The sequence below is a fragment of the Solirubrobacter pauli genome (genome assembly GCF_003633755.1).
Classification (GTDB): Bacteria; Actinomycetota; Thermoleophilia; order Solirubrobacterales; family Solirubrobacteraceae; genus Solirubrobacter; species Solirubrobacter pauli.
The window spans coordinates 891,984-917,713 of the sequence record NZ_RBIL01000002.1 but is presented as its reverse complement, the minus strand read 5'-3'; the positions used below and the strand labels follow the sequence as shown (position 1 = coordinate 917,713).

The 25,730-nt window shown below is 74.1% G+C and carries 24 protein-coding genes; 12 read left to right on the top strand and 12 right to left on the bottom strand.

Features of this window, described 5'->3' with window-relative positions; genetic code table 11:
• Nucleotides 1–105: 105 nt before the first annotated feature.
• A complete protein-coding gene (locus tag C8N24_RS24025) occupies nt 106–1,275 on the bottom strand; it encodes a hypothetical protein (RefSeq protein WP_121254922.1) in 1,170 nt (389 codons plus the stop codon).
• Nucleotides 1,276–1,518: 243 nt separating this feature from the next.
• Between C8N24_RS24025 and C8N24_RS24020 the strand changes: the two genes are divergently transcribed.
• From C8N24_RS24020 to C8N24_RS24005, 4 genes are read left to right on the top strand one after another with little or no spacing between them, the layout of a single operon-like run.
• Complete coding sequence (locus C8N24_RS24020) at nt 1,519–2,397, top strand: SDR family oxidoreductase (protein ID WP_170179368.1); 879 nt, start codon at nt 1,519–1,521, stop codon at nt 2,395–2,397.
• Nucleotides 2,398–2,402: 5 nt separating this feature from the next.
• Nucleotides 2,403–3,086 (top strand): response regulator transcription factor, encoded by a 684-nt coding sequence (locus C8N24_RS24015; RefSeq protein WP_121254917.1) that lies wholly within the window; start codon nt 2,403–2,405, stop codon nt 3,084–3,086.
• Between the two features lie 13 nt (nt 3,087–3,099).
• Nucleotides 3,100–3,369, top strand: coding sequence for a hypothetical protein (locus C8N24_RS24010; RefSeq protein WP_121254915.1), 270 nt, complete (start codon nt 3,100–3,102; stop codon nt 3,367–3,369).
• Nucleotides 3,370–3,374: 5 nt separating this feature from the next.
• Nucleotides 3,375–4,199, top strand: a complete 825-nt coding sequence (locus C8N24_RS24005; protein ID WP_121254913.1) for a 3-oxoacyl-ACP reductase family protein — start codon at nt 3,375–3,377, stop codon at nt 4,197–4,199.
• Nucleotides 4,200–4,244: 45 nt separating this feature from the next.
• Here the strand turns inward: C8N24_RS24005 and asnB are convergent, their stop codons facing one another.
• The gene (asnB, locus tag C8N24_RS24000; RefSeq protein WP_121254911.1) at nt 4,245–6,077 is read right to left on the bottom strand and encodes an asparagine synthase (glutamine-hydrolyzing); all 1,833 of its coding nucleotides are present in this window, start codon (nt 6,075–6,077) and stop codon (nt 4,245–4,247) included.
• Between the two features lie 328 nt (nt 6,078–6,405).
• On the opposite strand from asnB, the gene C8N24_RS23995 reads away from it, so the two are divergent.
• From C8N24_RS23995 to C8N24_RS34255, 4 genes are read left to right on the top strand one after another with little or no spacing between them, the layout of a single operon-like run.
• Entirely contained in the window at nt 6,406–7,059 is a 654-nt protein-coding gene (locus C8N24_RS23995; RefSeq protein WP_170179367.1) for a hypothetical protein, read from the top strand.
• A gap of 15 nt (nt 7,060–7,074) precedes the next feature.
• On the top strand, nt 7,075–8,067 hold the full coding sequence (locus C8N24_RS23990; RefSeq protein ID WP_245971959.1) for an ATP-binding cassette domain-containing protein: 993 nt from the start codon (nt 7,075–7,077) through the stop codon (nt 8,065–8,067).
• Nucleotides 8,064–8,861, top strand: coding sequence for an ABC transporter permease (locus C8N24_RS23985; protein WP_121254904.1), 798 nt, complete (start codon nt 8,064–8,066; stop codon nt 8,859–8,861). The genes C8N24_RS23990 and C8N24_RS23985 overlap by 4 nt, the downstream gene beginning before the upstream one ends.
• A gap of 47 nt (nt 8,862–8,908) precedes the next feature.
• On the top strand, nt 8,909–9,679 hold the full coding sequence (locus tag C8N24_RS34255; RefSeq protein ID WP_170179366.1) for a collagen-like triple helix repeat-containing protein: 771 nt from the start codon (nt 8,909–8,911) through the stop codon (nt 9,677–9,679).
• Nucleotides 9,680–9,755: 76 nt separating this feature from the next.
• Here C8N24_RS34255 and C8N24_RS23975 read toward each other — a convergent pair whose 3' ends face one another.
• From C8N24_RS23975 to C8N24_RS35420, 3 genes are all read right to left on the bottom strand, one after another.
• Nucleotides 9,756–10,013 (bottom strand): hypothetical protein, encoded by a 258-nt coding sequence (locus C8N24_RS23975; RefSeq protein WP_121254902.1) that lies wholly within the window; start codon nt 10,011–10,013, stop codon nt 9,756–9,758.
• Nucleotides 10,014–10,018: 5 nt separating this feature from the next.
• A complete protein-coding gene (locus C8N24_RS23970; protein WP_121254899.1) occupies nt 10,019–10,408 on the bottom strand; it encodes a hypothetical protein in 390 nt (129 codons plus the stop codon).
• Nucleotides 10,409–10,567: 159 nt separating this feature from the next.
• Nucleotides 10,568–11,776: an extracellular catalytic domain type 1 short-chain-length polyhydroxyalkanoate depolymerase gene (locus tag C8N24_RS35420; protein WP_121254897.1), complete on the bottom strand. Its 1,209-nt coding sequence runs from the start codon at nt 11,774–11,776 to the stop codon at nt 10,568–10,570.
• Nucleotides 11,777–11,881: 105 nt separating this feature from the next.
• Between C8N24_RS35420 and C8N24_RS23960 the strand changes: the two genes are divergently transcribed.
• A complete protein-coding gene (locus tag C8N24_RS23960) occupies nt 11,882–13,132 on the top strand; it encodes a PucR family transcriptional regulator (RefSeq protein ID WP_147447960.1) in 1,251 nt (416 codons plus the stop codon).
• Nucleotides 13,133–13,144: 12 nt separating this feature from the next.
• Here the strand turns inward: C8N24_RS23960 and C8N24_RS23955 are convergent, their stop codons facing one another.
• From C8N24_RS23955 to C8N24_RS23925, 7 genes are all read right to left on the bottom strand, one after another.
• Complete coding sequence (locus tag C8N24_RS23955; RefSeq protein WP_121254893.1) at nt 13,145–13,456, bottom strand: hypothetical protein; 312 nt, start codon at nt 13,454–13,456, stop codon at nt 13,145–13,147.
• A gap of 71 nt (nt 13,457–13,527) precedes the next feature.
• Nucleotides 13,528–14,232 (bottom strand): neutral zinc metallopeptidase, encoded by a 705-nt coding sequence (locus tag C8N24_RS23950; protein WP_121254891.1) that lies wholly within the window; start codon nt 14,230–14,232, stop codon nt 13,528–13,530.
• Between the two features lie 92 nt (nt 14,233–14,324).
• Nucleotides 14,325–15,995 (bottom strand): NAD-dependent malic enzyme, encoded by a 1,671-nt coding sequence (locus C8N24_RS23945; RefSeq protein ID WP_121254889.1) that lies wholly within the window; start codon nt 15,993–15,995, stop codon nt 14,325–14,327.
• An 87-nt stretch (nt 15,996–16,082) separates the two neighbouring features.
• Nucleotides 16,083–18,902: a GAF domain-containing protein gene (locus C8N24_RS23940; RefSeq protein ID WP_170179365.1), complete on the bottom strand. Its 2,820-nt coding sequence runs from the start codon at nt 18,900–18,902 to the stop codon at nt 16,083–16,085.
• A gap of 106 nt (nt 18,903–19,008) precedes the next feature.
• A complete protein-coding gene (gene pyk, locus C8N24_RS23935; protein WP_147447959.1) occupies nt 19,009–20,496 on the bottom strand; it encodes a pyruvate kinase in 1,488 nt (495 codons plus the stop codon).
• 83 nt (nt 20,497–20,579) lie between these two features.
• Nucleotides 20,580–20,798, bottom strand: a complete 219-nt coding sequence (locus tag C8N24_RS23930) for a hypothetical protein (RefSeq protein ID WP_121254884.1) — start codon at nt 20,796–20,798, stop codon at nt 20,580–20,582.
• Nucleotides 20,795–22,561 (bottom strand): hypothetical protein, encoded by a 1,767-nt coding sequence (locus C8N24_RS23925; protein ID WP_121254882.1) that lies wholly within the window; start codon nt 22,559–22,561, stop codon nt 20,795–20,797. Before C8N24_RS23925 ends, C8N24_RS23930 begins: the two co-directional genes overlap by 4 nt.
• Nucleotides 22,562–22,746: 185 nt before the next feature.
• Here C8N24_RS23925 and C8N24_RS23920 point away from each other — a divergent pair, with 185 nt between their 5' ends.
• The 3 genes from C8N24_RS23920 to C8N24_RS23910 are packed head-to-tail and all read left to right on the top strand — an operon-like array spanning nt 22,747 to nt 25,719.
• Nucleotides 22,747–23,421 carry a hypothetical protein gene (locus C8N24_RS23920; protein ID WP_121254880.1) on the top strand — a complete coding sequence of 225 codons (675 nt, stop codon included), beginning with the start codon at nt 22,747–22,749 and terminating at the stop codon, nt 23,419–23,421.
• Entirely contained in the window at nt 23,418–25,040 is a 1,623-nt protein-coding gene (locus tag C8N24_RS23915) for a thiamine pyrophosphate-binding protein (protein WP_121254878.1), read from the top strand. The genes C8N24_RS23920 and C8N24_RS23915 overlap by 4 nt, the downstream gene beginning before the upstream one ends.
• The gene (locus tag C8N24_RS23910; RefSeq protein WP_121254876.1) at nt 25,015–25,719 is read left to right on the top strand and encodes a GntR family transcriptional regulator; all 705 of its coding nucleotides are present in this window, start codon (nt 25,015–25,017) and stop codon (nt 25,717–25,719) included. Before C8N24_RS23915 ends, C8N24_RS23910 begins: the two co-directional genes overlap by 26 nt.
• The last annotated feature ends 11 nt before the right edge of the window (nt 25,720–25,730 follow it).

Here is a 25,730-nt window from a genome sequence, read left to right as displayed (position 1 = left end):
TGAGCACCTTCGGGCGCGCGCGCACGCGCGCACGTGCGAGACGCAGAACGGCCCCGGAGCAGTCCGGGGCCGTTCGGGTCCTTCAGCGGTGGTCGTGCGGACCGGCTAGCGGATGCGCACCTTGGCTCGCAGCGACGGGCCGACGAACATCGTCTTCAGCGGGCTGGCGCTCACGGTCACGTTGTAGGTCGCGCCCTTCTTGAGCTTGCTCGCCTTCGCGCCGGTCAACGCCACGGTCTGGCGCTTGCCCGGCGTGCCGGCGGCGACGACGTTCAGCGCCGCGGTCTGGCCGGGCCGCCACAGGCGGACGCGGACGAACTGGGCGCCGGTCGGGGTGATGAACGACACGCGGAGCTTGCCCGCGGCGACGGACTTGGCCTTGATCGCCGACCGCATGAACAGGCCGGACAGGGCGATCTTCGCCGGTGCCGCCGGCGGGCCGGGGTTGGCCGGCGGCTCGCTGCGCGGCGGGGCGGCCGGGGTGCTCTTCTCGGCCTCCATCGTCACGCCGCCGACGTGGGCCAGCGTGCCGGTGGCGACATCCGGGATGTTGTAGTCGCCGGCGACGGTCACCTTCCCGTCGGCGAGCCCGGCGAGCTTCGCCACCGGGACCGTCGCGGTGTAGCTGCCGTCGGCGGCGAGCGTGGCGTCGACCGGCTCGGACGCGACGCCGTTCGCGTCCTTGACGAACACCGAGACGGCCTTGGCTCCCGGCTGCGCGTGTCCGGCGACGGCCAGGTCGGTGCCCGGACCGGAGAACTGCGCGTCGGTGACGATGTTCTTGCCGAACAGGGACACCGTGTCGCAGCCGGAGATCGGGCCGCCGGGTGAGCCGTTGGACAGCGGCGTGTCGGCGGGCACCGTGTAGGTCGGGCCGCCCACGACCGTGGCCGTGTCACCGGGCAGGATGTCCGGCGTCAGGCCCGCGTTGTTGGCGAGGGCGAGCACGCCCGCCTGCCAGCAGTCGCCGAGCGGGTTCAGCAACGTCGGCGCGGTCGTGTTGGCCCCGAACGGGAAGCCGAAGAGCGAGAGGCCCGAGATCTCGCCGATCACGACCGGCGACCCGGTCCGGAGGTCCGGACGCGTGATCTGCAGCTTCGCCTGGCCGAACGGCAGCCCGGTCACGAGCACGGAGTCCTGGGCGACGTCGACGGCGATCGGTGAGGTCTGCGCGTTCGCGCCCGGCGCGGCCAGCGCCACGGCGGTCAACGCCGCCGCGGCGGCCGGCACGACACGCCGGCCGTTGAGGCGTCCGGGAGACGTGATGTTGTGCATTCCGAAAGGTCCTGTCGGTAGGGGGCAGGCTGTCCGTCAATGTCGCCCCGCCCCGGCGACCGGCACACTGGACCGAGGACGCGCACCCACCGGCCCTTGTGCCCCGCGCGTCGAAGGGCCGCCCCGTTGGGCGGGTCGAGCTGGCGCTCGGACCAGTCCCATTCGGGCCAGCGCGGCCATAGCTTCGTTGCCGTCGAGCGCCGCGTACCCCGCGCGCCGGCTCACAAGAAACGGAGATTGCCTGTGTCGACGATCGTCACCGGGGCGTCCGGACACCTCGGGCGCCTCGTCGCGGAGGAGTTGCTCGAGCGGTCGCCCGCCTCGGAGCTGGTGCTCGTGACGCGCCACCCCGAGGCGTTGCAGGACCTGACCGCGCGTGGCGCCACGGTGCGCCACGGCGACTTCGACGCGCCGCACACCCTGCCTGCCGCGTTCGCCGGTGGGGAGCAGATGCTGCTGATCAGCACGCTGGCCGTGGGCCGGCGGGTCGCGCAGCACCAGGCCGCCATCGAAGCCGCCGTGGCCGCCGGCGTGGAGCACGTGGTCTACACGTCGTTCCTGAACCCGGTCCCGCGGCACCCGGTCGGCCCGGTCGCCACCGAGCACGGCCAGACCGAGGACATCCTGCGCGCCACGAAGGTCTCCTGGACCATCCTGCGCAACGCGACCTTCGCGGAGCTGCAGGTGCAGCCCGGAGCGCTCGCCGTCGCCGGCGGCAAGCTCTACACGAACGCCGGCAACGGGCGGCTCGGGTACGTGTCCCGCCACGACGTCGCCCGCGTCGCCGCCACGGTGCTCACCACCGACGGCCACGAGGAGCAGACCTACGACGTCACCTCCGGCGAGGCGATCTCGCAGAGCGAGCTGGTCGACCTGCTCTCCGAGGTCAGCGGCCGCGCGGTCAAGCTGATCCAGCTCGGCGACCGCGTGCTGACCTGGGGCCTGACCCGCAACGGCGCGCCCAAGCCGGTCGCGAAGGCGATCGCCGCCTTCGGCCGCGCGATCCGGGAGGGCTACTACGAGGTCGTCGACCCGGCGGCGACCGCGATCACCGGCCAGTCCCCCACCACGTTGCGGGACGTCCTGATCGCGCACCGCGGCGACCTCCTCACGTACACGTGACCCGCATGGCCGTCGTGAAGTTCCCCGCCCGCGGCAGCGTCCTGCTCGTCGACAACCAGGACCTGATCCATGTCGGCCTGCGCGTCGTCCTGCAACGCCAGGAGTGGGTGACGCGGATCATCGGCGCGCGCCGCGGCGCGGACGCCGTCCTGCTCGCCGAGCGCCACGCCCCGCGCGTCGCGGTCATCGACCTCTTCGTCGGAGACGAGTTCGGCACCGAGATCGCGGCCGCGATCTGCGAGCGCGCCCGCGACGTGCGCGTGCTGCTCACGTCGAGCGCGCGCTCGATCACCCAGCACGCCGCGCGCGAGGCGGGCGCCCTGGGCTTCGTCGCCAAGGACGTCCCCGCCACGGAGTTCGTCAACAGCATCCGCACCGTCGCCATGGGCGAGGACCCGTTCGTCTGGCGTTCCGACGTGGCGCGCGGCGCGCTCTCCGGCCGTCAGCAGCAGATCCTCGAGCTGATGGCGCAGGGCGCGACGAACCGCACCATCGCTCAGATCCTCGGGCTGTCCGTGGACACCGTCAAGCACCACACGACGCTGATCTACCGGCGCCTGGACGTGCGCAACCGCGCGGCCGCCGTCCATCACGGGCAGCAGCTCGGGCTGCTGCAACCCGCCGTCCGCGTGCCGCAGCGTCACGCGGTCCCGGCGACGCCCCCATCCCCCATGCAACGCGCTGCCTAACAGGGAGACCCCCATGCCAGAGACGTTCACGCAGGACCCGGAGAAGATCGTGGCGGCGCTCCGCGTCGGCCACGAGGAGCTGCTTGCCAGTGGCCGCAAGACGATGCTCGAGGCCACCGACGCCATGGAGCAGACGCTCGGGATGTTCGCCGACGCCGACGACAAGCTGGCCGACGCGACTGACGTCGAGTGGATGAGCCGCCTGCTGCGGGCCCGCGCCGCGTTCGCCCGCGACATGCTCAGCGCCTCCAGCCGGTTCGCCCGCCAGGTCCTGGCCCCCTAGTCGCCATGGCCATCATCGAGACCCACGGCGAGACCGCGCCGAAGCTGGACGACGACCTGTCCGGGCGCGTCGCGTTCGTCACCGGCGGGACCCGCGGCATCGGCGCCGCGATCAGCCGGCGGCTGGCGGCGCGCGGCGCGACGGTCGTGGCCGGCTTCGCGCACGACGAGGCGTCCGCGGCCCGCTTCACGGCCGACTGCGCCTGGACCGAGGTGCCGATCTCGGTCCACCGCAGCGACATCAGCTCGCCCGACGAGTGCCGGCGCTCGGTGCAGGAGGTGCTCGACCGCTGCGGGCGCCTCGACATCCTGGTCAACAACGCCGGCATCACCGCCGACCGGATCACGCTCCGGATGAGCGACGACGACTGGCACCGCGTGCTCGCGGTCAACCTGTCGGGCGCGTTCTTCACCGCGCAGGCGGCGCTGCCGCACATGCTCGAGCAGGCCGCCGGCCGGATCGTGAACATCTCCTCGATCATCGGGCAGACGGGCAACGTCGGCCAGGTGAACTACGCCGCGTCCAAGTCGGGGCTGTTCGGGCTGACGATGTCGCTGGCCAAGGAGGCGGCGTTCATGCTCAAGCGCGCGGAGCGGCTCGACCCCGACGGGCGCAACGTGACCGTCAACGCCGTGGCCCCCGGCTTCGTCGAGACCGACATGCTCGCGACCGTGCCCGGGAAGGTCCTCGACGGCATCCGCGCGCAGGTGCCGCTCAACCGGCTCGGCCGCCCCGAGGAGGTCGCCCGCGCGGTCGAGTTCCTCGTGTCGGACGCGTCCGCGTACATCACCGGCCAGGTGATCGCGGTCAACGGCGGCATGGAGATGTGACGCGGTCGCCCGGGCGCGCTCGACCGCCGCGCCCGGGCGACCGGCTCACACCAGGACCTGCGGCTCGTGGACGTCGAGCCAGGTGTCGAGGTTCAGCGTCCACTCGAGCCCGTGCCGATCGCCGACCGACAGCGGCGCCGCCGGCTGCACCGCACGCTCGAGCCAGCCGCGGTCGACGAGCTCGAGCACGCCGCCCGCGCGCTCGAGCACCGCTCGCGCCTGCACCTGCAGCGCCGCGAGGTAGTGCGGGTCCTGCGTCGACGGGTACGGGCTCTTGACCCGCTCGGCGACGGAGCGCGGCAACAGGTCGCGCGCCGCCCCGCGCAGCAGGCTCTTCTCGCGGCCGTCGTAGGTCTTCATCGCCCACGGCGCGTTGTACACGTACTCCACCAGCCGGTGGTCGCAGAACGGCACGCGCACCTCCAGCCCGACCGCCATGCTCATGCGGTCCTTGCGGTCCAGCAGGTAGCGCAGGAAACGCGTGACGTGCAGGTACGTGGCGGTGCGCATGCGCGCCTCGAGCCCGGTCTCGCCGTCGAGGTGCTCGACCTCGGCGATCGCGCTCTCGTACGCCGCGGCGCGGTATCCGGGCAGGTCGAGCAGCGCGGCGACGTCCGGGGCGAGGATCGCGTCCGGGTGCATGCCGAACGTCTGGCCGACCGCCAGCCACGGGAACGCGTGCGCGTGCTGGATGACGGGGTCGTGGAACTGCTGGTAGCCGCCGAAGAGCTCGTCGGCCGACTCGCCCGAGAGCGCCACCGTCGAGCGCTCGCGGATCGCCTGGCAGAGCAGGTACAGCGACGCGTACATGTCGCCCAGGCCGACCGGGAGGTCGTGCGCGGCGATCACCCGGCGCCGCAGGTCCGGGTCCGTCAGCGTCTCGTTGTCGAGCACGATGTCGGTGTGGGCGGCGCCGACGTGCTCGGCGACGTCGTGCACGTAGGGCGTGTCGGGCGTCGGGCGCAGCCCGTCGGCCTGGAAGCGCTCCGTCTGCCCGACGAAGTCGACCGCGAAGCTGCGCACGCGCTCGCCGTCCTCGCGCAGGAACTGCGCGGCGAGCGCGGTGACGACGCTCGAGTCCAGCCCGCCGGAGAGCAGGACGCAGCGCGGCACGTCGGCGATCAGCTGGCGGCGCACGATGTCGTCGAGCAGGTCGCGCACGTGGGCGAGCGAGACCGGGAGGTCGTCCTCGTGCGGGTGCGTGCGCAGGGCCCAGTAGCGGCGCTCGTGCAGGCCGTCGCGGTCGACGGCGAGCACGGTGCCCGGCTCGACCTCCCGCATGCCCGCCCAGACGGCGTGACGTGGCGTGCGGACGAACGCGAACAGCTCGCGCAGGCCGTCGGCGGTGACGACGCGGCGCGCGAGCGGGTTGGCCAGGATCGCCTTGGGCTCGGAGCCGAAGAGCACGCCGTCGGGCGTCCGGTAGACGAGCAGCGGCTTGATCCCGAGGCGGTCGCGGATCAGCACGAGCCGCTGCCGGCGCCCGTCCCAGATCGCGAACGCGTACATGCCGTTGAGCCGCTCGGCGAGGCCGTCGCCCCAGTGGACGTACGCGCGCAGGACGACCTCGGTGTCGCTGTCGGTGCGGAAGCCCACGCCGGCGGCCTGGAGCTCGTCGCGCAGCTCGCGGAAGTTGTAAGCCTCGCCGCTGTAGACCATCGAGACCGGACCGTCGGGCGTGTGGACGGTCATCGGCTGCACGCCGCCGTCGAGGTCGATGATCGCGAGCCGTCGGTGGCCGAGCGCGGCGTGGCCGTCGATCCAGGTCCCCGCCGCGTCCGGGCCGCGACAGGCCATCGTCTCCGTCATCGCGTCGACGACGGGCCGTTCGGTGGCGAGGTCACGGTCAAACGCGATCCAACCGGTGATGCCACACATTGCTACCTCCGTGCGCGTTGTCCGGCCCCTCGTCCAAGGCTGTGACGGCACGGACGGCGGCGCGCTGGCCGAAGGGCGTGTCGCGCCTTCACCTTGTGCCCTCCGGCGCCTGAATGTGCTCACCACGGAGCGGCCGCGGCTCCGGTCACCGCACGCCACGTACGTTTGGGTCCCCGCGCCGGCGGATGTCGAGGTCCTGACGGCCCCACGGGCGCTGACGTCGCGGTAGGCGCCGGCGCGGGCCCCCTGCGCGGACCGTTCCCGTGGTCAGCACGCGCTGTCACTCGGGCCAGCGGGGGCGTGCCGGGAGCGCCCGCAAGCTGTAGCGATGCCAGCACGCCCGTGGGCCGTCGCGACGGCCGCCGCCGCTCTGCTCGCCGCTCAAGCGGTGCCTGCGGGGGCCGACTCCGCGGAGCCCGTTCCGACGCCTACGCCCGAGCCGACTCCGACGCCGACCCCGACCGCCGCGCCCACCGCGACCCCGATCGTGCCCGGGCTGCCCGAGGTCCCCGACCTCGGCGGGACGGTCATCTACGTCGTCACCGTCACCACGACGATCACGACCACGACGACCACCGCGCCGATCACGGTCATCGCCGCGCCGGTCACGACCACGACGACCACGACGAACAACAGCAACAGCTCGTCGACCACGAGCGCGACCACGCAGAGCCCGCAGTCGGCGGCGAACGTCGCCGCGAGCGACCGCAACGGGCGCGGGAGCCTCGAGATCAACCTGCGCGGGTGTGCCCGCAAGCGGGCGCGGCTCGACGGCTCGCGCACGCAGCTGCGGCTGCCGCGGGGCACGAGCCTCGTGCTGCGGGTCAACGGCCGCCGCGTCGGGGTGCTCGACCTCGACGGCGACCGGGGCGCGAACGCCAAGCCGTTGCCGCTGCGGATCACGCTGCGCGCCGACGGCGTCCTCACGGTGCAGCGCCCGTCGGGCCGGGTGCTTCGAATTCAGGGCTGCAGCGCCCGCTAGGCCAAAGGAGCGCCTGTGTCCAGCACCCCCATGATCATCGCCGAAGGGCTTCGGAAGGCCTTCGGCTCGGTGACGGCCCTCGACGGCGTCGACCTGAGCGTCGAGACCGGCACCGTGCTGTCGCTGCTCGGCCGCAACGGCGCCGGCAAGACGACGTTCGTCCGGATCGTCTCGACCCTGCTCGCGCCCGACGCGGGGTCGGTCCGGATCGCCGGCATCGACGCCGTCCGCGACGCCCCCACCGTCCGCTCGGTGATCGGCCTCGCCGGCCAGTTCGCGGCCGTCGACGAGATGCTGACCGGGCGCGAGAACCTCGAGCTCGTCGGCCGGCTCTACGGCCTCGACCGGCGCACCGCGAAGCTCCGCGCCGAGGAGGTGCTCGAGCGCCTGCGGCTGACCGACGCCGCCGACCGCATGGTCAAGACCTACTCGGGCGGGATGCGGCGCCGGATCGACCTCGGCGCGAGCCTCACCGGACGGCCGCCGATCCTGCTCCTGGACGAGCCGAGCACGGGCCTCGACCCGCACTCGCGGGCCGAGCTGTGGACGCTGATCGAGGACCTGATCCGGGACGGCACGACGCTGCTGCTGACCACGCAGTACCTCGAGGAAGCCGACCGCCTCGCGAACCGGATCGTGATCATCGAGCGCGGCGCGGTGATCGCCGAAGGCCGCCCGGACGAGCTCAAGCGCCGGGTCGGCACCGACGTGCTGGAGGTGCGTGCGACGCGCCCCGCCGACCTGGACCGGCTCGCGAAGCTGCTGCGCGGCCTCGGCCCGGGCAAGCCCGTCGTCGACGTGCGCGCGCAGAAGGTGACCGTGCCGGCGACCGAGCGCGTGACCACGCTGCTCGCCGCCGCCCGGCGGATCGAGGAGGCCGAGATCCCCGTGGCCGACCTCGGGGTCCGCGGCCCATCGCTCGACGACGTGTTCCTGACCTTGACCGGCGCCGCGCTCCCCGGCGCGTGGGTGCACACGGTCCGCAAGCCGAGCGAGGCGGCCGCATGAGCGCTCCGATGATCATCCGCGCCCGCACGGGTGGGCCGCGCGCCTTCGTCAGCGACACGCTGCTGCTCACGGGCCGCAACCTGCGGCTGGCGCTGCGCACGCCGCAGCTGCTGGCGCTCGCGACGATCACGCCGGTGATGTTCGTGCTGCTGTTCCGCTACGTGTTCGGCGGCTCGATCCACGTACCGGGCTATCCGAGCTACGTCGACTACCTGATCCCGGGGATCATCATCCAGACGTCGCTGTTCGGCGGCTCATCCTCCGCGGTCGGCGTCGCCGAGGACCTCGCGAAGGGGGTGACGGACCGCCTGCGCGCGCTGCCGACGAGTCGCACGGCGATCCTCGCCGCGCGCACGCTCGCCGACCTGCTGCGGCTCGCGTACACGATCGGGATCCTGATCGCCCTCGGCCTGCTGGTCGGCTTCCGCTTCGGCGGCACGCCGGCGCAGGTCGCGGCCGGCCTCGGCGTCGCGCTGCTGTTCGGCTACGCCTGCTCGTGGCTGTTCACGCTGGTCGGCCTCGCCGCGCGCAACGCGGAGAGCGCGACGATGCTCGGCTTCATCGTCACCTTCCCGCTCGTCTTCGCCTCGTCGATCTTCACGTCGCCGGCGACGTTCCCCGGCTGGCTGCGGTCGATCGCGGAGGCGCAGCCCGTCACGCGGGTGGCCGACGCGCTCCGGGAGCTCAGCTCCGGCGCGGACACCACCGCCGCGGTGCCGTCGGCGCTCGCGTGGTCCGTGGGGATCCTGGTCGTCTCCGCGGTGCTCGCCACGTGGCGCTTCCGGCGCCTCTGACTTTCGCGCTTCACCCACTTCTGCCCCCGACCTCAGAGGTCAGCATCATGCATCGCTTATCCGCCCATCTGCGCGGCAATGCCGTCGGCTACGTCGCGCTCTTCATCGCCCTGGGCGGCAGCTCGTACGCCGCCGTGCGCCTCGCGCCCAACAGCGTGACGACGACCACGATCGCCAAGCGCGCGGTCACCAACGCCAAGCTGGCGCCCAACAGCGTCACCAGCGGGAACGTCAAGAACGGCTCCTTGACCGCGTCGGACTTCAAAGCCGGCACGTTCCTGCAAGGGATCAAGGGCGACACCGGCTCTGCCGGCGCCGACGGCGACCGCGGCTTCGACGGCCTCCAGGGTCCGCAGGGCGAGCCCGGCCCGCAGGGTGTGCAGGGCGTCCCCGGCGGCAAGGGCGACCCGGGCCACGACGGCAGCGCGTCGGTCGCGGTGCGCGCGCGGGGCACCGGTGCGGTGACCGCGAAGAACGGCGCCCAGACCAGCGTGCCCCTGACCGGCGCCACGTGGACGCAGGGCGCCGGGCAGGTCAACCTGGTGGTCGGCAGCGTCGACCTGACCGTGCCCTCCGGGTGCACGGGCTCGCTCGGCAACAACGTGATCTTCTCGGTCGACGGACAGGCCACGACCGTCGCCATCGCCCCGCTCGTCCCCGCGGGCCGGATCACGATGCCGATCGTCGTCGGGACGCTGTCCGAGCCCGACAACGACACGCCGCGCACGGTGACCGCCAGCTTCGCCAACTCGTGTGCGCAGGCCGGGCAGGACTACACCGTCCACGGCGTCAAGCTCGACGTGCTGGCGTTCGGCTGACCCTCCCCCACGACGACAGCGGCCCGCCCATGTGCACGAAGCGCATGGCCGGGCCGCTGTCTGCGTTCTGGCTCGCCTAGCGGCGTGGCCACTCGAACGCGGGCAGCGTGAACGTGGGGATCGCCGCCGGCGTCAACGTCAGGTTGATGCCGGGGCTCATCACGCGCCCGCCGATGATCACCGGGCCGATCACGACCGTGATCGACCCGACCTTCGGCGGGACGAAGGTGAGCGGCGGGCTCGTCGCCTGCGCGCCCGCGCCGGCCGCCGGCGCCAGCGCCGCGACGGCGCTCAGCGTGGCGACGGCGACGCTGCGCTTGAGGGTCCGGCTCACCGGGCTCAGCCGATGCCGACGTTGCCGGAGCTCGTGATGATCGTGCCCACGAAGCCCGGGCTGATGATCGTCGGCCCGACCACGCTGGTGACCGCGGTCGACGGTCCGACGAAGGTCAGGCCGCCCCAGTTGCAGACCGTCTGGTTGTTGCTCCCGGAGGGACCGGCGGCGTCCGGGTAGACCGAGTTGCCGCACAGCTTGCCGGTGGTCAGGCCGCCGTAGCCGCCGCCGTAACCGCCGATGCCGCCGATGCCCGGGGCGATCGGGAGCTGCAGGTTCGCCGGGGCGCCGAGCTTGAGGTTGGGCATCGTCACCGCGTGCGCCGCCGGCGCCGCCGAGGCGAGCGCGGCACCGGTGGCGAGCGCCGCGAGCAGCGGCGTTCGTCGTGACAGCATGGAAGATCCTTTCATCAGCGAAGTCAGGAACGTCCATGCTCGCGTGAGCAGGCGCGCGCGGAGCATGCCCCGGCGGACCCATGCGGGCTGGTCCGCGGGCCAGTCAGCGACCTGGCCGGCCCGCGTACCCCTGAGAGGGTGAGCCGCTTCGGAGATCCCTCAGCCGCGCGACGGCTTCGGCCAGCCGGGCAGGCCCGGCAGCTGCGGCATTCCGGGCAGCTGCGGCATCCCCGGCAGCTGCGGCAGGCCGGGCATCCCGGGCAGCTGAGGCAGGCCGGGAGCTCCGGGTGGCGGCCACTCCGGGATCGGCCAGCTCGGCTGAGGGGCGCCCGGGATGCCCGGCGTCGTGCCGCCACCGCCCAGCGGCGGACCAGGCTCGCCGAGCGGATGCTTGAGGAAGAAGTCGTACATGGCCGCGCTCTCGTCCGGGCCCGCGGGGTCCGAGTACTGCTGGTCCGCGCTGCCACCCGACCAGGCGTGCGCCATGCCGTGCACGGTCCAGTACTGGCCGAGCTCATGGCCCTTGCCGTCGGAGTACAGCCGCGTCGTGTACTGCCGCCCGCCCTGCTTGCGTCCGGTGGTCGTCTTGACCGCCTTCTGCGGGATCGAGCCGTTCTTGCTGCCGTCGTCGGCGTAGTCGGACGCGACCTGCTGCGAGCGCACGAGCTGGTCCGCGTTGACCGGCGGGACCGTCTTGTCCTCGTCGCCCTGGAAGACGATGAACGGCATCACGCGCGCGTAAGCGCCCATCGCGTCGTAGGCGCGCTTGCCGGCCAGCTCCGGGTCGTCGCTCTTGTAGCCCGCACACGCGGCACCGCCCGTGTACTCGCACCCCGAGCCGACGCCGACCGCGGCGTACAGGTCGGGGTAGGTCACGCCCATCACCGTCGCCATCGCCCCACCGGCCGACAGGCCCGTGACGAACGTGCGCTTGGCGTCCGCGCCGTAGGCCTGTTGCACGGTCCTCGTGATCCCCGCGATCAGGGACGGCTCGCCCGCGTCGCGGCTCACGTGCGCGGCCGTGTACCAGTTCCAGCAGCCCAGCCGGTTGCTGGACGACGGCTGCTCCGGATAGACGACGATGAAGTTGCGCTCGGCGGCGAGCTCGTCGAGCCGGGACAGCAGGCGGAACTTGTCGGACGTCTGGGTGCAGCCGTGGAGTCCGACGACCAACGGGACGGACGTGCCCGGCTGGTAGCTCGAGGGGACGAAGAGCTGGTACTTGAGCTCTCCGGCGGCGTTCGCGTACGTGCCGGTCGTGAGCGTGCCTCCGGCGGCGGCGTGGGCCACCCCGGGTGTGAGCGAGATGGTCGCCGCCAGCAGCGCGCACGCCGCTGCGACACCAGCTCGGGCAAAGCTGATTCGCATGCCTGAGAAGGTATGTACGGGTTTTCGCCGGCCCAATTGGGCAAACCGAGGACTCCGAAGGGTGCCGTTCGTAGGATCCGCAAGCGTCCGGTTGCGATCGTGGCGGTGAGCAAGAGCCGCGAGCAGGCGCTCGTCGTGGTCGTCCAGCGGCTGTGCACGCGCAGCGACGAGATCGCCAGCCGCGCTGTCGATCGCTACCGGGAGTGGCTCGTCGGCTTCCAGCAGCTCGACGAGGCCGAGCTCGACGAGGCGCGCGGCTTCGCGCAGGCCAACGTCGAGGCGTTCCTGTCCGGCGTCACCCGCAACGAGCCGGTCAGCGAGGCGCTGCTCGCGTCCGCGCGGGCGGTCGGCGCGCGGCGCGTGCACATGGGCATCTCGTTCGAGGCGCTGCTGCGCACCGCCCTGCTCTGGGGCGAGACCCTGTGGGAGATGTTGCTCGAGGTGGTCGAGATCGACGACCCGGACGAGGTCGAGGCCGCGCTCGAGATCGGGCAGCGGGCCTGGCGCTACATCGACGCCGTCGCCAACACGATCGCGCACGCCTACCTGGACGAGGTCAACCACCGCGGGCTGCTCAGCCGCGATCTGCTCGACGGGCTGCTCGCCGGCCGCGGGGACAGCGAGAACGTCCGCCGGATCGCCCGGTCCCTGCACCGGCGGATCGGCGAGGACTTCATCGTGATCGTGGCGCGCCCCAAGGACACGCCGCGCGACGACAGCCGCAAGCCGCCGTACCAGGACGCGCTGACGTTCGACCGCGTCGTGACCACCGCACGCGACGTGCTGCAACCCGGCCACGCCGCGCTCCTGGTGGGGGTCCGCCAGGGCGACGTCGTCGCGCTCTACCCGGCGGCGACGCCGCTGACGATCGAGACGGTCAGGGCCGAGTGCTCTGAGCTCAGCCGCCGGCTCGACGGCGCCGTCGCCGTCGGCATGAGCGGCTGGCACCTCGGCCGGCGCGCGATCGCCACCGCCTACGCCGAAGCCCGCGAAGCGGTGGACATCGCGGTCGGGATGGGCATCCAGGGGCGCGCCGTGACGCTCGACGACGTCCTCGTCGACCACATGGTGCGCTCGAGCCCGCACGCCCAGCGGATCCTGCGCGACACGCTGCAGCCGCTGATCGACTACGACCGCGACCATCGCGCGGAGCTGCTGCCGACGCTGCGCGCCTACGTCGACTCGGGCGCCAACCTGACCCGGAGCGCCGCCGTGCTGACCGTGCACGCCAACACCGTCGTGTACCGGCTACGCCGGATCGCGACGGTGAGCGGCCGCGACCCGACGCTCATGCACGACCTGCAGATCCTCTTCCTGGCGCTCAAGGTCCAGGAGCTGACCAGCAGCCCCGGGTGAGCGCGCGGACGCTCAGGCCGGGGCCTTGCCGAAGGGCGCGAGCCAGTCCTCGTTCGCGTCCACGCCGCCCACGAGCCGCAGCCACGCGTCGACGCGCGCCTGCACGCGCTCCAGCGCGTCGAGCTCGAGGGCCAGCCGCAGCGCGTGGTCGGCGGCCGCCTCGACCCCCGCCCCGCGCTGCGCGGCGTCGTCGACGGCGCGCAGCGCCGGCTCCAGCGCGCGCCGCACCTGCGCGATGCGCTCCTGGCACCGCCGCGCCGTCGCGGCGTACCCGCGCACGCCGCTGTCCGCGCCGACGGCCTGGTCGATCCGTGCTCGGTTCATGACCTCGGATCGTCCCGGCGCGCGGATGCCGCCTCACCTGTCCTCGCAGGCGGCCCCGCCTGGCCGTCCGATCAGCTCAGCAGGTACGCGTCGCACGCGGCCGGCCGGCCGCTGTCGAACCCCGTCAGCACGGCCTGGCGGCGCTGGCGCGGCGTGCCGTGGTGCTGCGGGGAGAGGAAGTCGAAGTCGCCGACCGCGAGCGCCGCGTCCAGCACCTGCTCGACCTGGGCGTCCGTGACCTCGCCCTGGCCGTACGCCCAGCGCGTGTACGTGCCGGCCAGGCAGTCCGCGTTCAGCTCGATCGGCAGCACGTGCAGCGGGTTCGTCGGCAGCCTGCGCTCGGCCTGCACGTTGTGCGCGAACTCGTGCGCGATCACGTAGCCGACGGCGACGGCGCCGGCCGCGCGACCGAACCCCGCACGCTGTCCGGGCAGCGACGCGAGCACGCCGTCGTAGAGCTCGCCGGCGAACCGCTGGCCGACGTAGATCGTGTCGTCGGCGGAGCAGTAGAACGCGGAGCCGTCGTCGGCCTCGGCGCCGCACGCTGTCGCCACCTTGGCGCCCGGCGCGACCCAGACGTGCCCGACCGCCGGGGCCGGTCGACCCAGCGCGGCGTCCGTCTGGTCCCAGTAGGTGGTGACGTTGGACAGCAGGCCGTCGAGGAACGGCGTGAGCGGCGTGGGGGCCGCGATGGACGTGGCGGGCAGGGCGAGCGCGCAGCCCGCGAGCACGCCTGCGGCTCCAACCGCGGCGCGTCGCGTCAGACGAGTGAGCATGCCGGGAACGGTGGCCGCGCCGGCCCGCCCGGACAATCCGTGAAGCTACGAGATCCCGGCGCTCAGCTCTGTGGATCCTCCAGGTCGTCGGGTCATCGAACGTCGAGCGGCCGGTAGGAGGCGTGCCACATCGCGTCGAGCACCGCCTGCGGGATGTCGGGCAGCTCGGCGTGGGCTACGCCGTCGCGCAGCGCCTGGCGTGCGACGGCCACCGCCACGGCGACCGACATCGTCCGCAGCTCCTCGACCGGCGGCAGGAGGCCGGCGCCGGGCTGGCCGGCGTCGACGAGGGCGGCCATCGCCTCCGCGGCGGCCAGCAGCATCCCGTCGGTCACCGCCTCGGCGCGCGCGACGATCGTCCCGAGGCCGATCCCCGGGTACACGAGCGCGTTGTTGGCCTGCGCGATCACATGCTCGGTGCCGCCGTGGGACACCGGGTCCCACGGCGTCCCCGTCGCGACCAGCGCGCGTCCGTCGGTCCACGCGATCGCGTCCGCGGGCACGACCTCGATCCGCTCCGTGGGGTTCGAGAGCGGGAGGATGATCGGACGGTCGACGTGCGTCGCGAGCTCACGCAGGATCGGCCGCGTGAAGGCGCCGCCGGCCGTCGAGGTGCCGACGAGGATCGTCGGGTGCACGCGCGCGACGACCTCGGCGAGGCCGATCACGCCTCCCGTCCCCCAGCCGGCGACCTCGCGCGCGGGCCGCGCGTAGGCGCGCTGGTAATCGCGCAGCGCGGGCATGTCGTCGACGAGCAGCCCGTCACGATCGATGCACCAGACGCGCCGCGTGGCCTCGTCGGCGTCGAGCCCCGCCCGGATCATCAGCGCGCGGACCTGGTCGGCGATGCCGACACCGGCCGTCCCGGCGCCGAAGATCACGACGCGCTGCTCGCTCGGGTGGCTGCCGATCGCCCGCAGACCCGCGAGCACCGCCGCCAGCGCGACGGCGCCCGTGCCCTGCAGGTCGTCGTTGAACACCCGTGCCGAGCGCTGGTAACGCCGCAGGATCCGCCGGGCGTTGGATGGGCCGAAGTCCTCGAAGTGCAGCAGCGCGTGCGGGAACTGGCGGCTCGCGCTCTCGACGAACGTGCTGACCAATGCGTCGTAGCGATCCCCACGCACCCGGCGGTGGCGGCTCCCCACGTACAGCGGGTCGTTGAGCAGCGACTCGCGGTCCGTGCCGACGTCGAGCATGACCGGGATCACGCGGGCCGGATCGATCCCGGCCGCGGCGGTGTAGATCGCGAGCTTGCCGATCGAGATCACCATCCCGTTCGCGCCCCAGTCGCCGATGCCGAGGATCTGCTCGGCGTCGGTCGCGACCAGCAGGTCGACGTCCTCCGGACCCAGGCCGTAGTTGCGCAGCGCGCGCTCCACGCCGTCGGGATCGTCGACCGAGAGGTACACGCCGTGCGGTCGCTGGAACTCGTGGCTGTAGCGCTGGATCGCGTCCGCGACGCCGGGCGCGTAGACGACCGGCAGCAGCTCCTTCAGGTGATCCTCGAGCAGCTTGAAATACAGCACGCGGTTGCGGTCGTGCAGCGCGGCGAGGAACGTGTTCTTGGCCAGCACCGTCGGCTGAGCGCGGTACTGCTGGTAGGTCCGCCAGGCCTGGTCGGCGAGCGACTGGACCGCCGGCGGCAGCAGCCCGTCGAGGCCGAGCGCCGCGCGCTCGGAGTGCGTGAACGCGGTGCCGCGATTGAGATGGGGGTCCCGCAGCACCGCGTGGCCGTGGGACCGAGCGGCCGTCGTCAGTTGCATCGACGCACAGGATCCGACGGCGGACCGGGCCTGCCCGCTGGTCTCTTTCCCGGTCCTGCCTGTCCCGTCGCCCGGTGCGCGCCGCGCTCAGAGCGGCAGCGTCACCGTGAGGCGGGTCCCGTGGCCGGGCGGGCTGTGGACCTCGAGCTGGCCGCCCAGCGCGGTCGCGCGGTCGCGGATCCCGACGAGCCCGCCGCCCGCCGGATCGGCACCGCCGATGCCGTCGTCGCTGATCTCGAGGTGCAGCACGCCGTGCTCGATCGTGCCCGCCACCACGGCCCGGGACGCGTGTGCGTGCTTGACGACGTTGGTCAGCGCCTCGGCGACGATGAAGTACGCGCTCGCCTCGATCTCGGTCGCGAAGCGCTCCTCGGTGACCGCGACCTCGATCGGCACGTCGAAGCTCTCCACGAGCGCGTCGATCGCCGCGTGCACGCCGCTGGTGGTCAGCAACGCGGGCAGGATCCCGTGCACGAGCTCGCGCAGCGCCACGTTGCCCTGCTCGGTGTGCTCGAGCGCCTCGGCGACCAGGGCCCGGGCGTCGTCGCCGCCCGTCTCGAACGCACGCAACGCGAGCTTGAGCGCGATCGTCGCGTGCACCAGCCGCTGCTGCGCGCCGTCGTGCAGGTCGCGCACCACATGCCGGCGCGCCTCGTCCCCCGCCGCCAGCAGCCGGGCGCGCGAGGCCATCAGCTGGTCGCGGCTGTCGGCGTTGGCGATCGCGGTCCCGAGCAGCTGCGCGAACTGCTCGAGCCGCGCGTCCGCGCCGGGCGGCGGCGTCACGCTGCGCACGGTGAGCACCCCCCAGGTGCTGCCCTCCACGACGATGGGGGCGGCGAGCGTGACCGCGCGTGTCTCGTCGCCCGCTTCACCGACGCGGTCCACGCGCGCCGTGTGCCCGGTCTCGCGCACGATCGCCTCCGCGCGGTCGGCATCGCGGCGGGCGCAGCCGTCCGCCGGGCCGTCGACCGCGCCGAAGTGCGCCAGAGCGGTGAGCTGCCGTCCGGCGTCGTAGCGGCTCACCACGACCGACTCGGCGTCGAGCAGGCCGGCCGTCTCGGCGGCGACGGCGTCGAACACCGCCGCGGGTGGCGCCGCCTGGGCCACGAGCGTCGTCACGCGCTGCAGGGCCGTCTGCTCGCGGACGAGCGCGTCGGTCTCGGCGCGGGCCTCCGCGTTGGCCACGGCGGTCGCGATCAGCTCCGCGAATCCCTCGAGCCGGTCCGCGGTGTCGTCCGGGAGCGGATCCGGTCCGTTGCGATGGACGCACAACCCACCCCACGTCCGGCCGCCGACCCGGATCGCGGTCCCGACCGAGGACCGCACGCCCATGCGGTCGCGCAGCAGCGCCGCCGTCCGACCGGGGACGGTCGACCAGTCGTCGATCCGCGCCGCCCGCCCCGAGTCGATGATCCGGGCGACGAGATCGCCCTCGTCGATCTTCCAGCGGCCGCGGACCGCCGAGTGGTCGCCGGCGGCCGACCACCAGGCCATGACCGTGAGCGTGCCGTCGTCGTCGTAGCGCGCCATGCCGGCCAGATCGCCCTCGAGGAACTGGCCGACCTCGGCCACGACCGCCGGGAACACCGACTCGGGCAGGTCGCCGCGGGCGATCAGGGTCGCGACCCGGCGCAGCGCGGTCTGCTCCCCCACGATCCGCTCGAGCGCGGTCTCGATGATCCGGCGCTCGGTCACATCGCGGCCCGTGGCGAAGGCGACGCCGTCCTCGACGGCCGGTGTCGCGTGCCACTCGAGCACGCGCTCTGAGCCGTCCTTGTGCACGACGCGGTTCTCGAACGTCTGCCGGACATCGCCACGGGCCACCGCGGCGGCGTGCAGCGCCGTCCGTGCGCGGTCGTCGGGATGCACGAACGCCGCGTAGGGCTGACCGACGAGCTCGTCGCGGGTGTAGCCGAGGACCTGCTCCACGCCCGGATTGACCCGGCGCACCTGGCCGTGGGCGTCGAGGACGGCGATGACGTCCTTGGACTGCATGAAGATCCGGTCGAGCTCTTCCTGGGCCCGCGCGCGCCGCGAAGCGCTCGATCCCCAGGCGACCGCGAGCCAGGCCAGCAGCACGCCGCCGACCAGCACGATCCACGGCAGCACGGCGGCCGCGTTCCGCGGTGGTCCCGGGTCGATGTCGAGGTCGAGGCGCTGCCCGGCGACCGTGAACGACCGTCGCACGGAGTCGACCCGACCGCGCTGCTCGGCGGTGGCCAGGCGGAGATCGCGGATGTCCGTGACGGCCGCCCGCAGCGTCGCCTCCGACAGGAACAGGACGGCGAACCCCAGCCGCGTGTCGCGGCGTTCGGCCGGGCTGATGACGAACAGCCCGCGCGAGCCGTCGGGCAGCGCGGCCAGCGGCGTGACGCCCGGCACACGCAGCGCACGCGCCCGCCACATCGCCGTGGGCAGGCCGGGAACGCCCCCGAGGTCCACGCCGGGCCGCGACAGCGGCGGCCCGCCCGACACGAACGTCGCGGGAACGTAGGCGCCGCGCGGTCTCGCCGGGGCCCCCGTGCGTCCGCCGAGGTCCACGATCGGATGCCCGATCCGGCGCTCGTACGCCGCGCGCCGATCGCCCGGGACGTCCTCGACCCAGGCGGCCGCCGGGAAGCCCGACGGGCTCAGCCACCGCGACGTGACGCGCGCGAACGCGTCGGTGGGCACGCGCTCGGCGTCGAAGGTGGCCATGAAGCCGGCCAGGCCCGCGCTCAGGGACGCGCCGTGCTCCACGTGCGCGCGGATCTGCGCCGCGGCGACATCCGCGCGGCGCCCCGCATCTTGACGCGCTCCCGCCTGCGCGAGGAGCGCGGAGCCGACGAAGCCCAGCAGCGTGATCCCCAGCAGGACGACGGCAGGTACGACGTGCGGCGACGAGATAGTGCTCCGACTCCCGGCCACGAGCGGCATTCTCTCCGCTGCCTACCGCGTCCGCCAGCCTCTCCGCGACGTATTTCCCCGGTATTCGTGGGATCGCTCGGCCGCGGAACGCCACGGCCGGACCCGCTCACGGGAGCACGAGGTCGATGATCGCGTTGGTCGAGCCCGACGCGCCCGGCTGGCGGCCGTGCGTGACGACGATCCGGTCGCCGCTGCGCAGCCCCGCGAAGTCGCGCGCGAGGTCGAGCGCGACCTCCACGAGGTCGTCCAGCGACGACTCGATCTCGGCCGCGACCGGGTACACGCCCCACTCGAGGGTCAGCTGCTCGGCCACCGCCGCGTCATGGGCGAGCGCGACGATCGGCTGGCGTGGGCGGTAGCGCGAGCACGCGCGCGCCGACGCGCCGGAGGCGGTCGGGACGACGATCGCCGCGGCCCTGAGCTCGTCGGCGAGCTGGACGGCCGCGTGCATGACCGCGTCGTCGGAGGTGCACGCCTCGATCTTCGCGCTCCGGCTCCGCTGCCCGAGGTCCGGGTACGCCTCGGCGGCGTGGGCGATCGTCGCCATCGCCGCGACGGCGCGGACCGGGTGCTGGCCGACGCTCGACTCGGCGGAGAGCATCACCGCCGAGGTGCCGTCGATCACCGCGTTGGCGACGTCGGTGACCTCCGCGCGGGTCGGCTCGGAGGCCACGATCATCGACTCGAGCATCTGGGTGGCCGTGATCACGGCCTTGCCGGCGGCCGCCGCGCGCGCGATCACGTCCTTCTGCATCAGCGGGATCCCGGCGAGGCCGGCCGTCACCCCGTAGTCCCCGCGGGCGACCATCACGCCGTCCGCGGCGGCCAGGATCGAGTCGAGGTTGTCGTAGCCCTCGACCGACTCGAGCTTGGCGATGATCCGCGCGCGGGAGCCGAGCTCGTTCAGGCGCCAGCGCAGGTCCTCGACGTCGGCCCCGTGGCGCACGAAGGACTGCGCGACGAAGTCCGCGTCGTGCTCGACGGCGAGGGCGATGTCCGCGACGTCCTTCTCGGTGATCGCGGGCAGCTCGGGCTGCGCGAAGGTCACGTTGACACCTTTGCTCGGAGCGATCCGCCCGTCGGCGATGACGCGCGCGTGCACGTCGCCGTTGCTGGTGTGCTCGACCGCCAGCCGCGGGACGCCGTCACCGATGACGATCTCCGAGCGATCCGTCACGAGCCGCGAGAAGCCCTTGAAGTCGACGACCGCGCGGTCGGCGGCGCCCGGCCGCCCGTGCTCGCTCAGCACGAGCCGGTCGCCCGAGCGCAGGCTCCGCTCGACGGTGTCCGCCGCCAGGCGCAGCTTCGGTCCCTGCAGGTCGAACATCACCCCGAGCGGCCGGCCCGCGCGGGCCGCCGCCGTCCGCACCGCCTCCGCGCGCCGGGACAGGTCCTCGGCGGTGCCGTGCGAGCAGTTCAGGCGGGCGCAGTCCAGCCCGGCCGCGATCAGCGCATCCAGCACGCCCGGCGCGTCGGTCGCCGGGCCGAGCGTCGCCACGATCTTGGTCCGGCGCTCGAGCGTCGAGCGGGTGAAGCGGCCGGTCATGGCCGGCGCGGCGACACGACCGCGCGGGTGAAGGGTGGTAGCAGGCACGTTCCCAGCGTCCCGCCGCGTCGCGTCTGCGAAAGCTGGCCCAGCGGCACGGCGCGGCTGGCCTTTGGTGCGGTCGTGCCCGATCAGGTCGACCGCAGCGCCCGTGTGACCCGGCACAGCTCCTCCAGCTCGCGTGCAACCGCGGCTTCCCGGTCGAGCGCGCCGACGTACACGCGATGGGCCGCGGCGGTCCCGGCGAGTCGCCACGCGGTGAGCGCGATCTCGGCTTCGAGCTGCGCCACCTGCCAGGCGCGATAGGCGCCGTCGACCAGCCCGGCGCACGCGCGCGGGATGCAACTCACCGCTGCTCGCGCAGGCGGGCGACGGTGTCCAGCAGCGCACGCAGGGCGGGGTCGCGCTCGGCGGCGCCGCGCCGCACGATCAGGTTGAGCGGCGCGCGACCGAGGTCCGTGGTCGGCATCCCGGGAGGGACGGCGGCGGCCGCGCCCACCGCGAGCTCCGCGTGCCCGGCCGCAAGCGCGGCGAAGGCCGCCGCGTCGGAGCGCACGGCCACGACGTCGCGCGGCGCGACGACGGCCGCCACGGCCCGGTGCGCCGGTGTGCCCTGCGGGCCGACCGCGACCCGCGCGTCGGCGCGGAGCGCGGGTCCGCCGGCGATCACGAGGTCGACGTCGGCGAGCGGCACGACCTCGAGCTCCTCCGCCGGCTCGCCGAGCACCCCGGAGAACGCCGCGGCGTGACAGCCGCCGGCGCGGACGAGCGCGACCGCCTGCGTCGGCGTCAGCTCGCAGAACCCGAGTCCCCGGTGCGCGAGCAGGAGCCGGTCGAGCGCTGGGTCGGGCGCGCCGGCCACGAGCACGGTGGCGGGCGCGTCGGCGTGGAGCCGCTCGACCACGACCGGGAGGCCGGCCGGCAGCTCGTGGTCGCCGTCGGCGTCCGCGAGCCAGCCGTCCGCCCGGACGAGTCCGCTCAACGCCTGCGCGCCGCGCCGCACCGGCACGGCGACGCGGCGTCCTTCCACGGTCGCCAGGCGGACCGGCAGCCGTCCGCGGCTCCCGCACGTCGCGGCCAGCTGCGCGGTCTCCTCGCGACGGGCGGGGCTCGCGCCGGAGAGCGCCGCCAGCACCGGCTCCGCCAGCGCGGCGAACGCGGACGCCGCGGCGACCGGGCAGGCCGGGCACACCAGCACCGGCGTGTTGCGGACGAGGCCGAGCAGCGCGGGGCGCCCGGAAGCCACGTCGACGCCGCGCACCACCACCTCCCCGCAGCGCCGGAGCACTTCGGGCAGCCCCGGCGGGCGCATCGTGCCCGGGCCGGCCACGACGATCACGAGGTCCGTCGTGCAGGCCGCGTCCAGCAATGCGCGCTCGAGCGAGACGGTCGGCCCGTGCTCGACGAGGCAGCCCGCCTCCCGGGCCTGGCCGTCGAGCAGCAGCGACGCCGTGGCGGCGACGTCGCCGACCGGGATGACCGCCACCGCGGGGCGCCGTCGGACGGTCAGCTCGGTCACGCCCGCGGCCGCGGCCAGCGCGAGGTCGAGCGCCCGCAACCGGTGCCCGGCGACGAGCAGCAGCTCGCCCGCCGCGACGTCGTCGGCGCCGGCGCGCACGTGCTGCCCGTGTCCGGCCGGCGCGGTGATCCACGCCCCGCGTCCGGCGCCGCCGCACTCGACCAGCTCGAGCGCGATCACCGCGTCGCGGCCGGGCGGCAGCGGATCGCCGGCGCTGACCAGCTCGAACTGCCGGGGCACCAGCCGCACGCGCTGGTTGGCGGCGGCGCCGGCCGTCTCGAGCGAGCAGACGGCGATGCCGTCGGCGGCGGCAACCGCCTGCGCCGGAGACGACCGCTGCGCCCAGACCGGGTCGGCGGTCACGCGACCAAGCGCCGCGACCAGCGGAACGCGCTCACGCTGAGTCCGTCCCCCGCCCCACGCCGCCAGCCACATCGCGGCGGCGAGGTCCGGCGCCACGCTCGCTTCCGAGGCCCCGTCGGCCCCGGTCGGCGCGTCGCCCGCCCGGTCGCGGTGCGCGTGCCGTCCGCGGTCGTCGGGTGCGGCGCCCGCCTCGGCGGGCGGGCGGAACGGGCGTGGCGTGCGCGTTGGCATCTGGTATACCTAATACATGAAGAAGCGGACTGGGATCGGTTCCTGGGCGTCAGCCGGTCGAGGTACGCCGGCAGGCGCCAGGGCGGGCGAGCCGACGCCCGCCACAGTCGAGCGTGAGCCGCCGCGCCGCCGACGGGTAGCGAACCGCGGGGAACGCGCCCCGAACGGGCTAGTCCGGAACGCGCGTGCGGCACCGCCCGCCTGACGCCCTGCTGCCGGAGGTCGCGGACCCCGTCGTCGCGTCGGCTCGTGGCGTGGCGGCCGGCCTGCGGTTGCGGCACGGGCCGCGCTCGGTGATCGTCACCGAGCGCCGTCTCGTGGTCTTCGACGCGCACCAGCCGGTGGCCGACCTCCCGCGCGTCGTGGCCGACGCGACGTGGACGCCTCCGAACGAGCTCGTGGTGGCGTTCGCCGGTGAGCGCTGGGCGCTGCGCGTGCCCGCCGAGGAGCACGAGCACGCCGAGGAGGTGCTGGCGGCGCTCGCCCACGAGCCGTTCGTCGCCGTCCTGGACACGATCGACCTGCCGCACCGCACCCGGCGCGCGTTGGACCTGGACGGGTGTGAGCACTGCGCGCTCGTGCTCACCCGCGAGCGGCTGCTGGTGCTCGCCCGCCGGCAGATCCGCACGGAGATCGCGCTCTGCTGCCCGCGGGCGACGGCGCGCGTGCGCGTGCACGAGACCGTGTGGCCCGGTGGCGACCTGCTCTTCGACCGGCTCGTGCTCGAGGTCGACGGCAAGCCGCTCGAGCTCGACGTCGACCGGCGTTGGCACGAGCGCGTGTGCGCACTCGTGACCGCCCTCGGCGGGACCAGCCGGCCCGCCGCCCCACCCCGCACGACCAGGAAGGCCGACCCATGACGCAGCTCACCGCGATCCACGCAGCCGTCAAGGTGCTCGAGTCCGAGGGCGTCGACGCCGTGTTCGGCGTCCCGGACCCGTCGCTCGCGCCGCTGTACGACGGGCTGAGCGGCTCGTCGATCCGGCGGCTCACCGCGCGCCACGGCGAGAGCGCGGCCAACGCCGCCGACGGGTACAGCCGCGCCACCGGCCGCGTCGGCGTCTGCGCCGGCACGCTGAAGCCGACCGACGCGAACCTCGTCGCCGGCCTCCACACGGCCATGTCGGACTCCGTCCCGCTGCTGGCGATCACCGCGCAGACCCCGCCCGCGCACGTGGATCGCCATCACCTCGGCGCCGTCGACGTCGGCGCCGTGGTGCGCTCCGTGGTCAAGCGCAGCTATCTCGCCGACCGCCCCGAGCAGCTGCCCTGGGTCCTGCGGGACGCCTTCCGGCTCGCGCGCGAGGGTCGCCCGGGTCCGGTGCACGTCGCCGTGCCCACCGACGTGCTGGCGGATCCCATCGCTTACGCGCCGGAGGCGGACTCGCCGCTGAGGCCGCACCGCATCGCCCCGAACCCGCTCGCGATCGAGCGCGCCCTCGACCGGCTGCTCGCCGCCGCCCGCCCGCTGCTGCTGGCGGGCGGCGGCGTCGTGAGCGCCGACGGCGCCGCGGAGCTGGTGGAGCTGGCCGAGCTGCTGCAGATCCCGGTCCTCCCGACGTTGATGGGTTGGGGCACGATCCCGCACGACCATCCGCTGTACGCCGGCCTCGCGGGCGTTCGCGTCCAGACGCGCGCCGGGAACGAGGCGCTCCTGGACGCCGACCTCGTGCTCGCGATCGGCGCACGTTTCGCCGAGCACCACACGGGCGACCTCGACGTCTACCGCGGCGACCGCACGTTCATCCACATCGACGTCGACCCGACCGAGCTCGGCCGCGTCCTCGGCCCCGACCTCGGCATCGTCGGCGACGCCAAGCTCGCGCTGCAGGCGCTGCTGGAGGGTGCGCGGCGACGTGTCGGGCTGGGCCGCAACGGCAACGCCTGGGCGGCCCGCGTCCCCCACCGGCGCGCGGCCCTGGCCCGCCGGGACGACCACGACGAGACGCCGATCAAGCCGCAGCGCGTCTTCCGCGAGCTCAACCGGCACTTCGACGCCGCCACCGTGTTCGTGACCGCCATCGACCTCTACGAGATCGTCTCCGGCCAGTTCCAGGAGGCCCACCAGCCGCGTCAGCACCTGATCCGCGGGCGGTCCGGACCGCCCGGGTGGGAGCTCGCGGCCTGCATGGGCGCGAAGCTCGGCCGCCCCGACGCGACGGTGGTCGCCATCGTGGGCGACCGCACCACGCTGGTCGAGGAGCTCTCGGTGGCCGCCCGGCACGCGGTGCCGCTCGTGGTCGTGCTGCTCGACGCCGCCGACCGGATGGACGACCCACCGGACACGGGCGCGTTCGCACGGCGGGTCGAGCGGCCGGACGCGATCGCCGCGGCGCTCGGATGGGCGGTCGAGACGGCCGAGCGCCACCGGCGCCCGGCGCTCGTCGACGTGGCGATCGAGCGCACCGCGACACGCGTCGCCCACCCGTCGCTGATGGTATCGTGTATACCAGATGCCAGAAGCGCCCAGTCTCGGTGATCAGCTGCTCGCGCGCACGCCCACGGACGCGCTCGAGGTGCCCTCCTTGACCGACGCCACCGCGAGCGTCGGGCAGCTCACCTACAACGCGCTGCGCGGGGCGATCCTGGCCATGGACGTGTACGCGTCCACGGCGGACCTCCGCCTCGACGAGAAGCGGCTCGCGGCCGAGCTCGGCGTCAGCCGGACGCCCGTGCGCGAGGCGCTCGCCCGCCTGGAGCACGAGGGCCTGGTGCGCATCCGCCCCCGCCGCGGCGTCGACATCCTGCGCAAGAGCAAGGCCGAGGTCGTCGAGATGCTGATCGCCTGGGGCGCGCTGGAAGCCGCCGCGGCCCGCCTGGCCTGCGAGCGGGCGTCCGACGCCGAGCTGCGCGAGCTCGCCGAGCCGGCCGGCACCGGCCGGCTCGACGAGTACTCGCGCGAGAACCTGCGCCTGCACGCGCGGATCGTCGAGCTCGGCCACTCGACCGTGCTGACGGGCATGGCCGACAACCTGCTCGCGCACGTCCGTGGGATCGTTACCGCCGAGCGCGACCCGGGCGACCCTCTGCTCGTGGACCACGGGCCGATCGTCACGGCGCTGCACGAGCGCGACGCCGACCGCGCGGAACGGCTCGTGCGTGAGCACTCCCTGCGGCTCGCGGACGACGTCGAAGCGACGATCACGCAGCTCGGCTGAGGCGGCCTCGC

Coding starts and splice junctions, on each gene's coding strand:
- C8N24_RS24025 (WP_121254922.1), bottom strand. CDS start 1,275: ATGCACAACATCACGTCTCCCGGACGCCTCAACGGCCGGCGTGTCGTG.
- C8N24_RS24015 (WP_121254917.1), top strand. CDS start 2,403: ATGGCCGTCGTGAAGTTCCCCGCCCGCGGCAGCGTCCTGCTCGTCGAC.
- C8N24_RS24010 (WP_121254915.1), top strand. CDS start 3,100: ATGCCAGAGACGTTCACGCAGGACCCGGAGAAGATCGTGGCGGCGCTC.
- C8N24_RS24005 (WP_121254913.1), top strand. CDS start 3,375: ATGGCCATCATCGAGACCCACGGCGAGACCGCGCCGAAGCTGGACGAC.
- asnB (WP_121254911.1), bottom strand. CDS start 6,077: ATGTGTGGCATCACCGGTTGGATCGCGTTTGACCGTGACCTCGCCACC.
- C8N24_RS23995 (WP_170179367.1), top strand. CDS start 6,406: ATGCCAGCACGCCCGTGGGCCGTCGCGACGGCCGCCGCCGCTCTGCTC.
- C8N24_RS23985 (WP_121254904.1), top strand. CDS start 8,064: ATGAGCGCTCCGATGATCATCCGCGCCCGCACGGGTGGGCCGCGCGCC.
- C8N24_RS34255 (WP_170179366.1), top strand. CDS start 8,909: ATGCATCGCTTATCCGCCCATCTGCGCGGCAATGCCGTCGGCTACGTC.
- C8N24_RS23970 (WP_121254899.1), bottom strand. CDS start 10,408: ATGCTGTCACGACGAACGCCGCTGCTCGCGGCGCTCGCCACCGGTGCC.
- C8N24_RS35420 (WP_121254897.1), bottom strand. CDS start 11,776: ATGCGAATCAGCTTTGCCCGAGCTGGTGTCGCAGCGGCGTGCGCGCTG.
- C8N24_RS23955 (WP_121254893.1), bottom strand. CDS start 13,456: ATGAACCGAGCACGGATCGACCAGGCCGTCGGCGCGGACAGCGGCGTG.
- C8N24_RS23950 (WP_121254891.1), bottom strand. CDS start 14,232: ATGCTCACTCGTCTGACGCGACGCGCCGCGGTTGGAGCCGCAGGCGTG.
- C8N24_RS23945 (WP_121254889.1), bottom strand. CDS start 15,995: ATGCAACTGACGACGGCCGCTCGGTCCCACGGCCACGCGGTGCTGCGG.
- C8N24_RS23925 (WP_121254882.1), bottom strand. CDS start 22,561: ATGCCAACGCGCACGCCACGCCCGTTCCGCCCGCCCGCCGAGGCGGGC.
- C8N24_RS23915 (WP_121254878.1), top strand. CDS start 23,418: ATGACGCAGCTCACCGCGATCCACGCAGCCGTCAAGGTGCTCGAGTCC.
- C8N24_RS23910 (WP_121254876.1), top strand. CDS start 25,015: ATGCCAGAAGCGCCCAGTCTCGGTGATCAGCTGCTCGCGCGCACGCCC.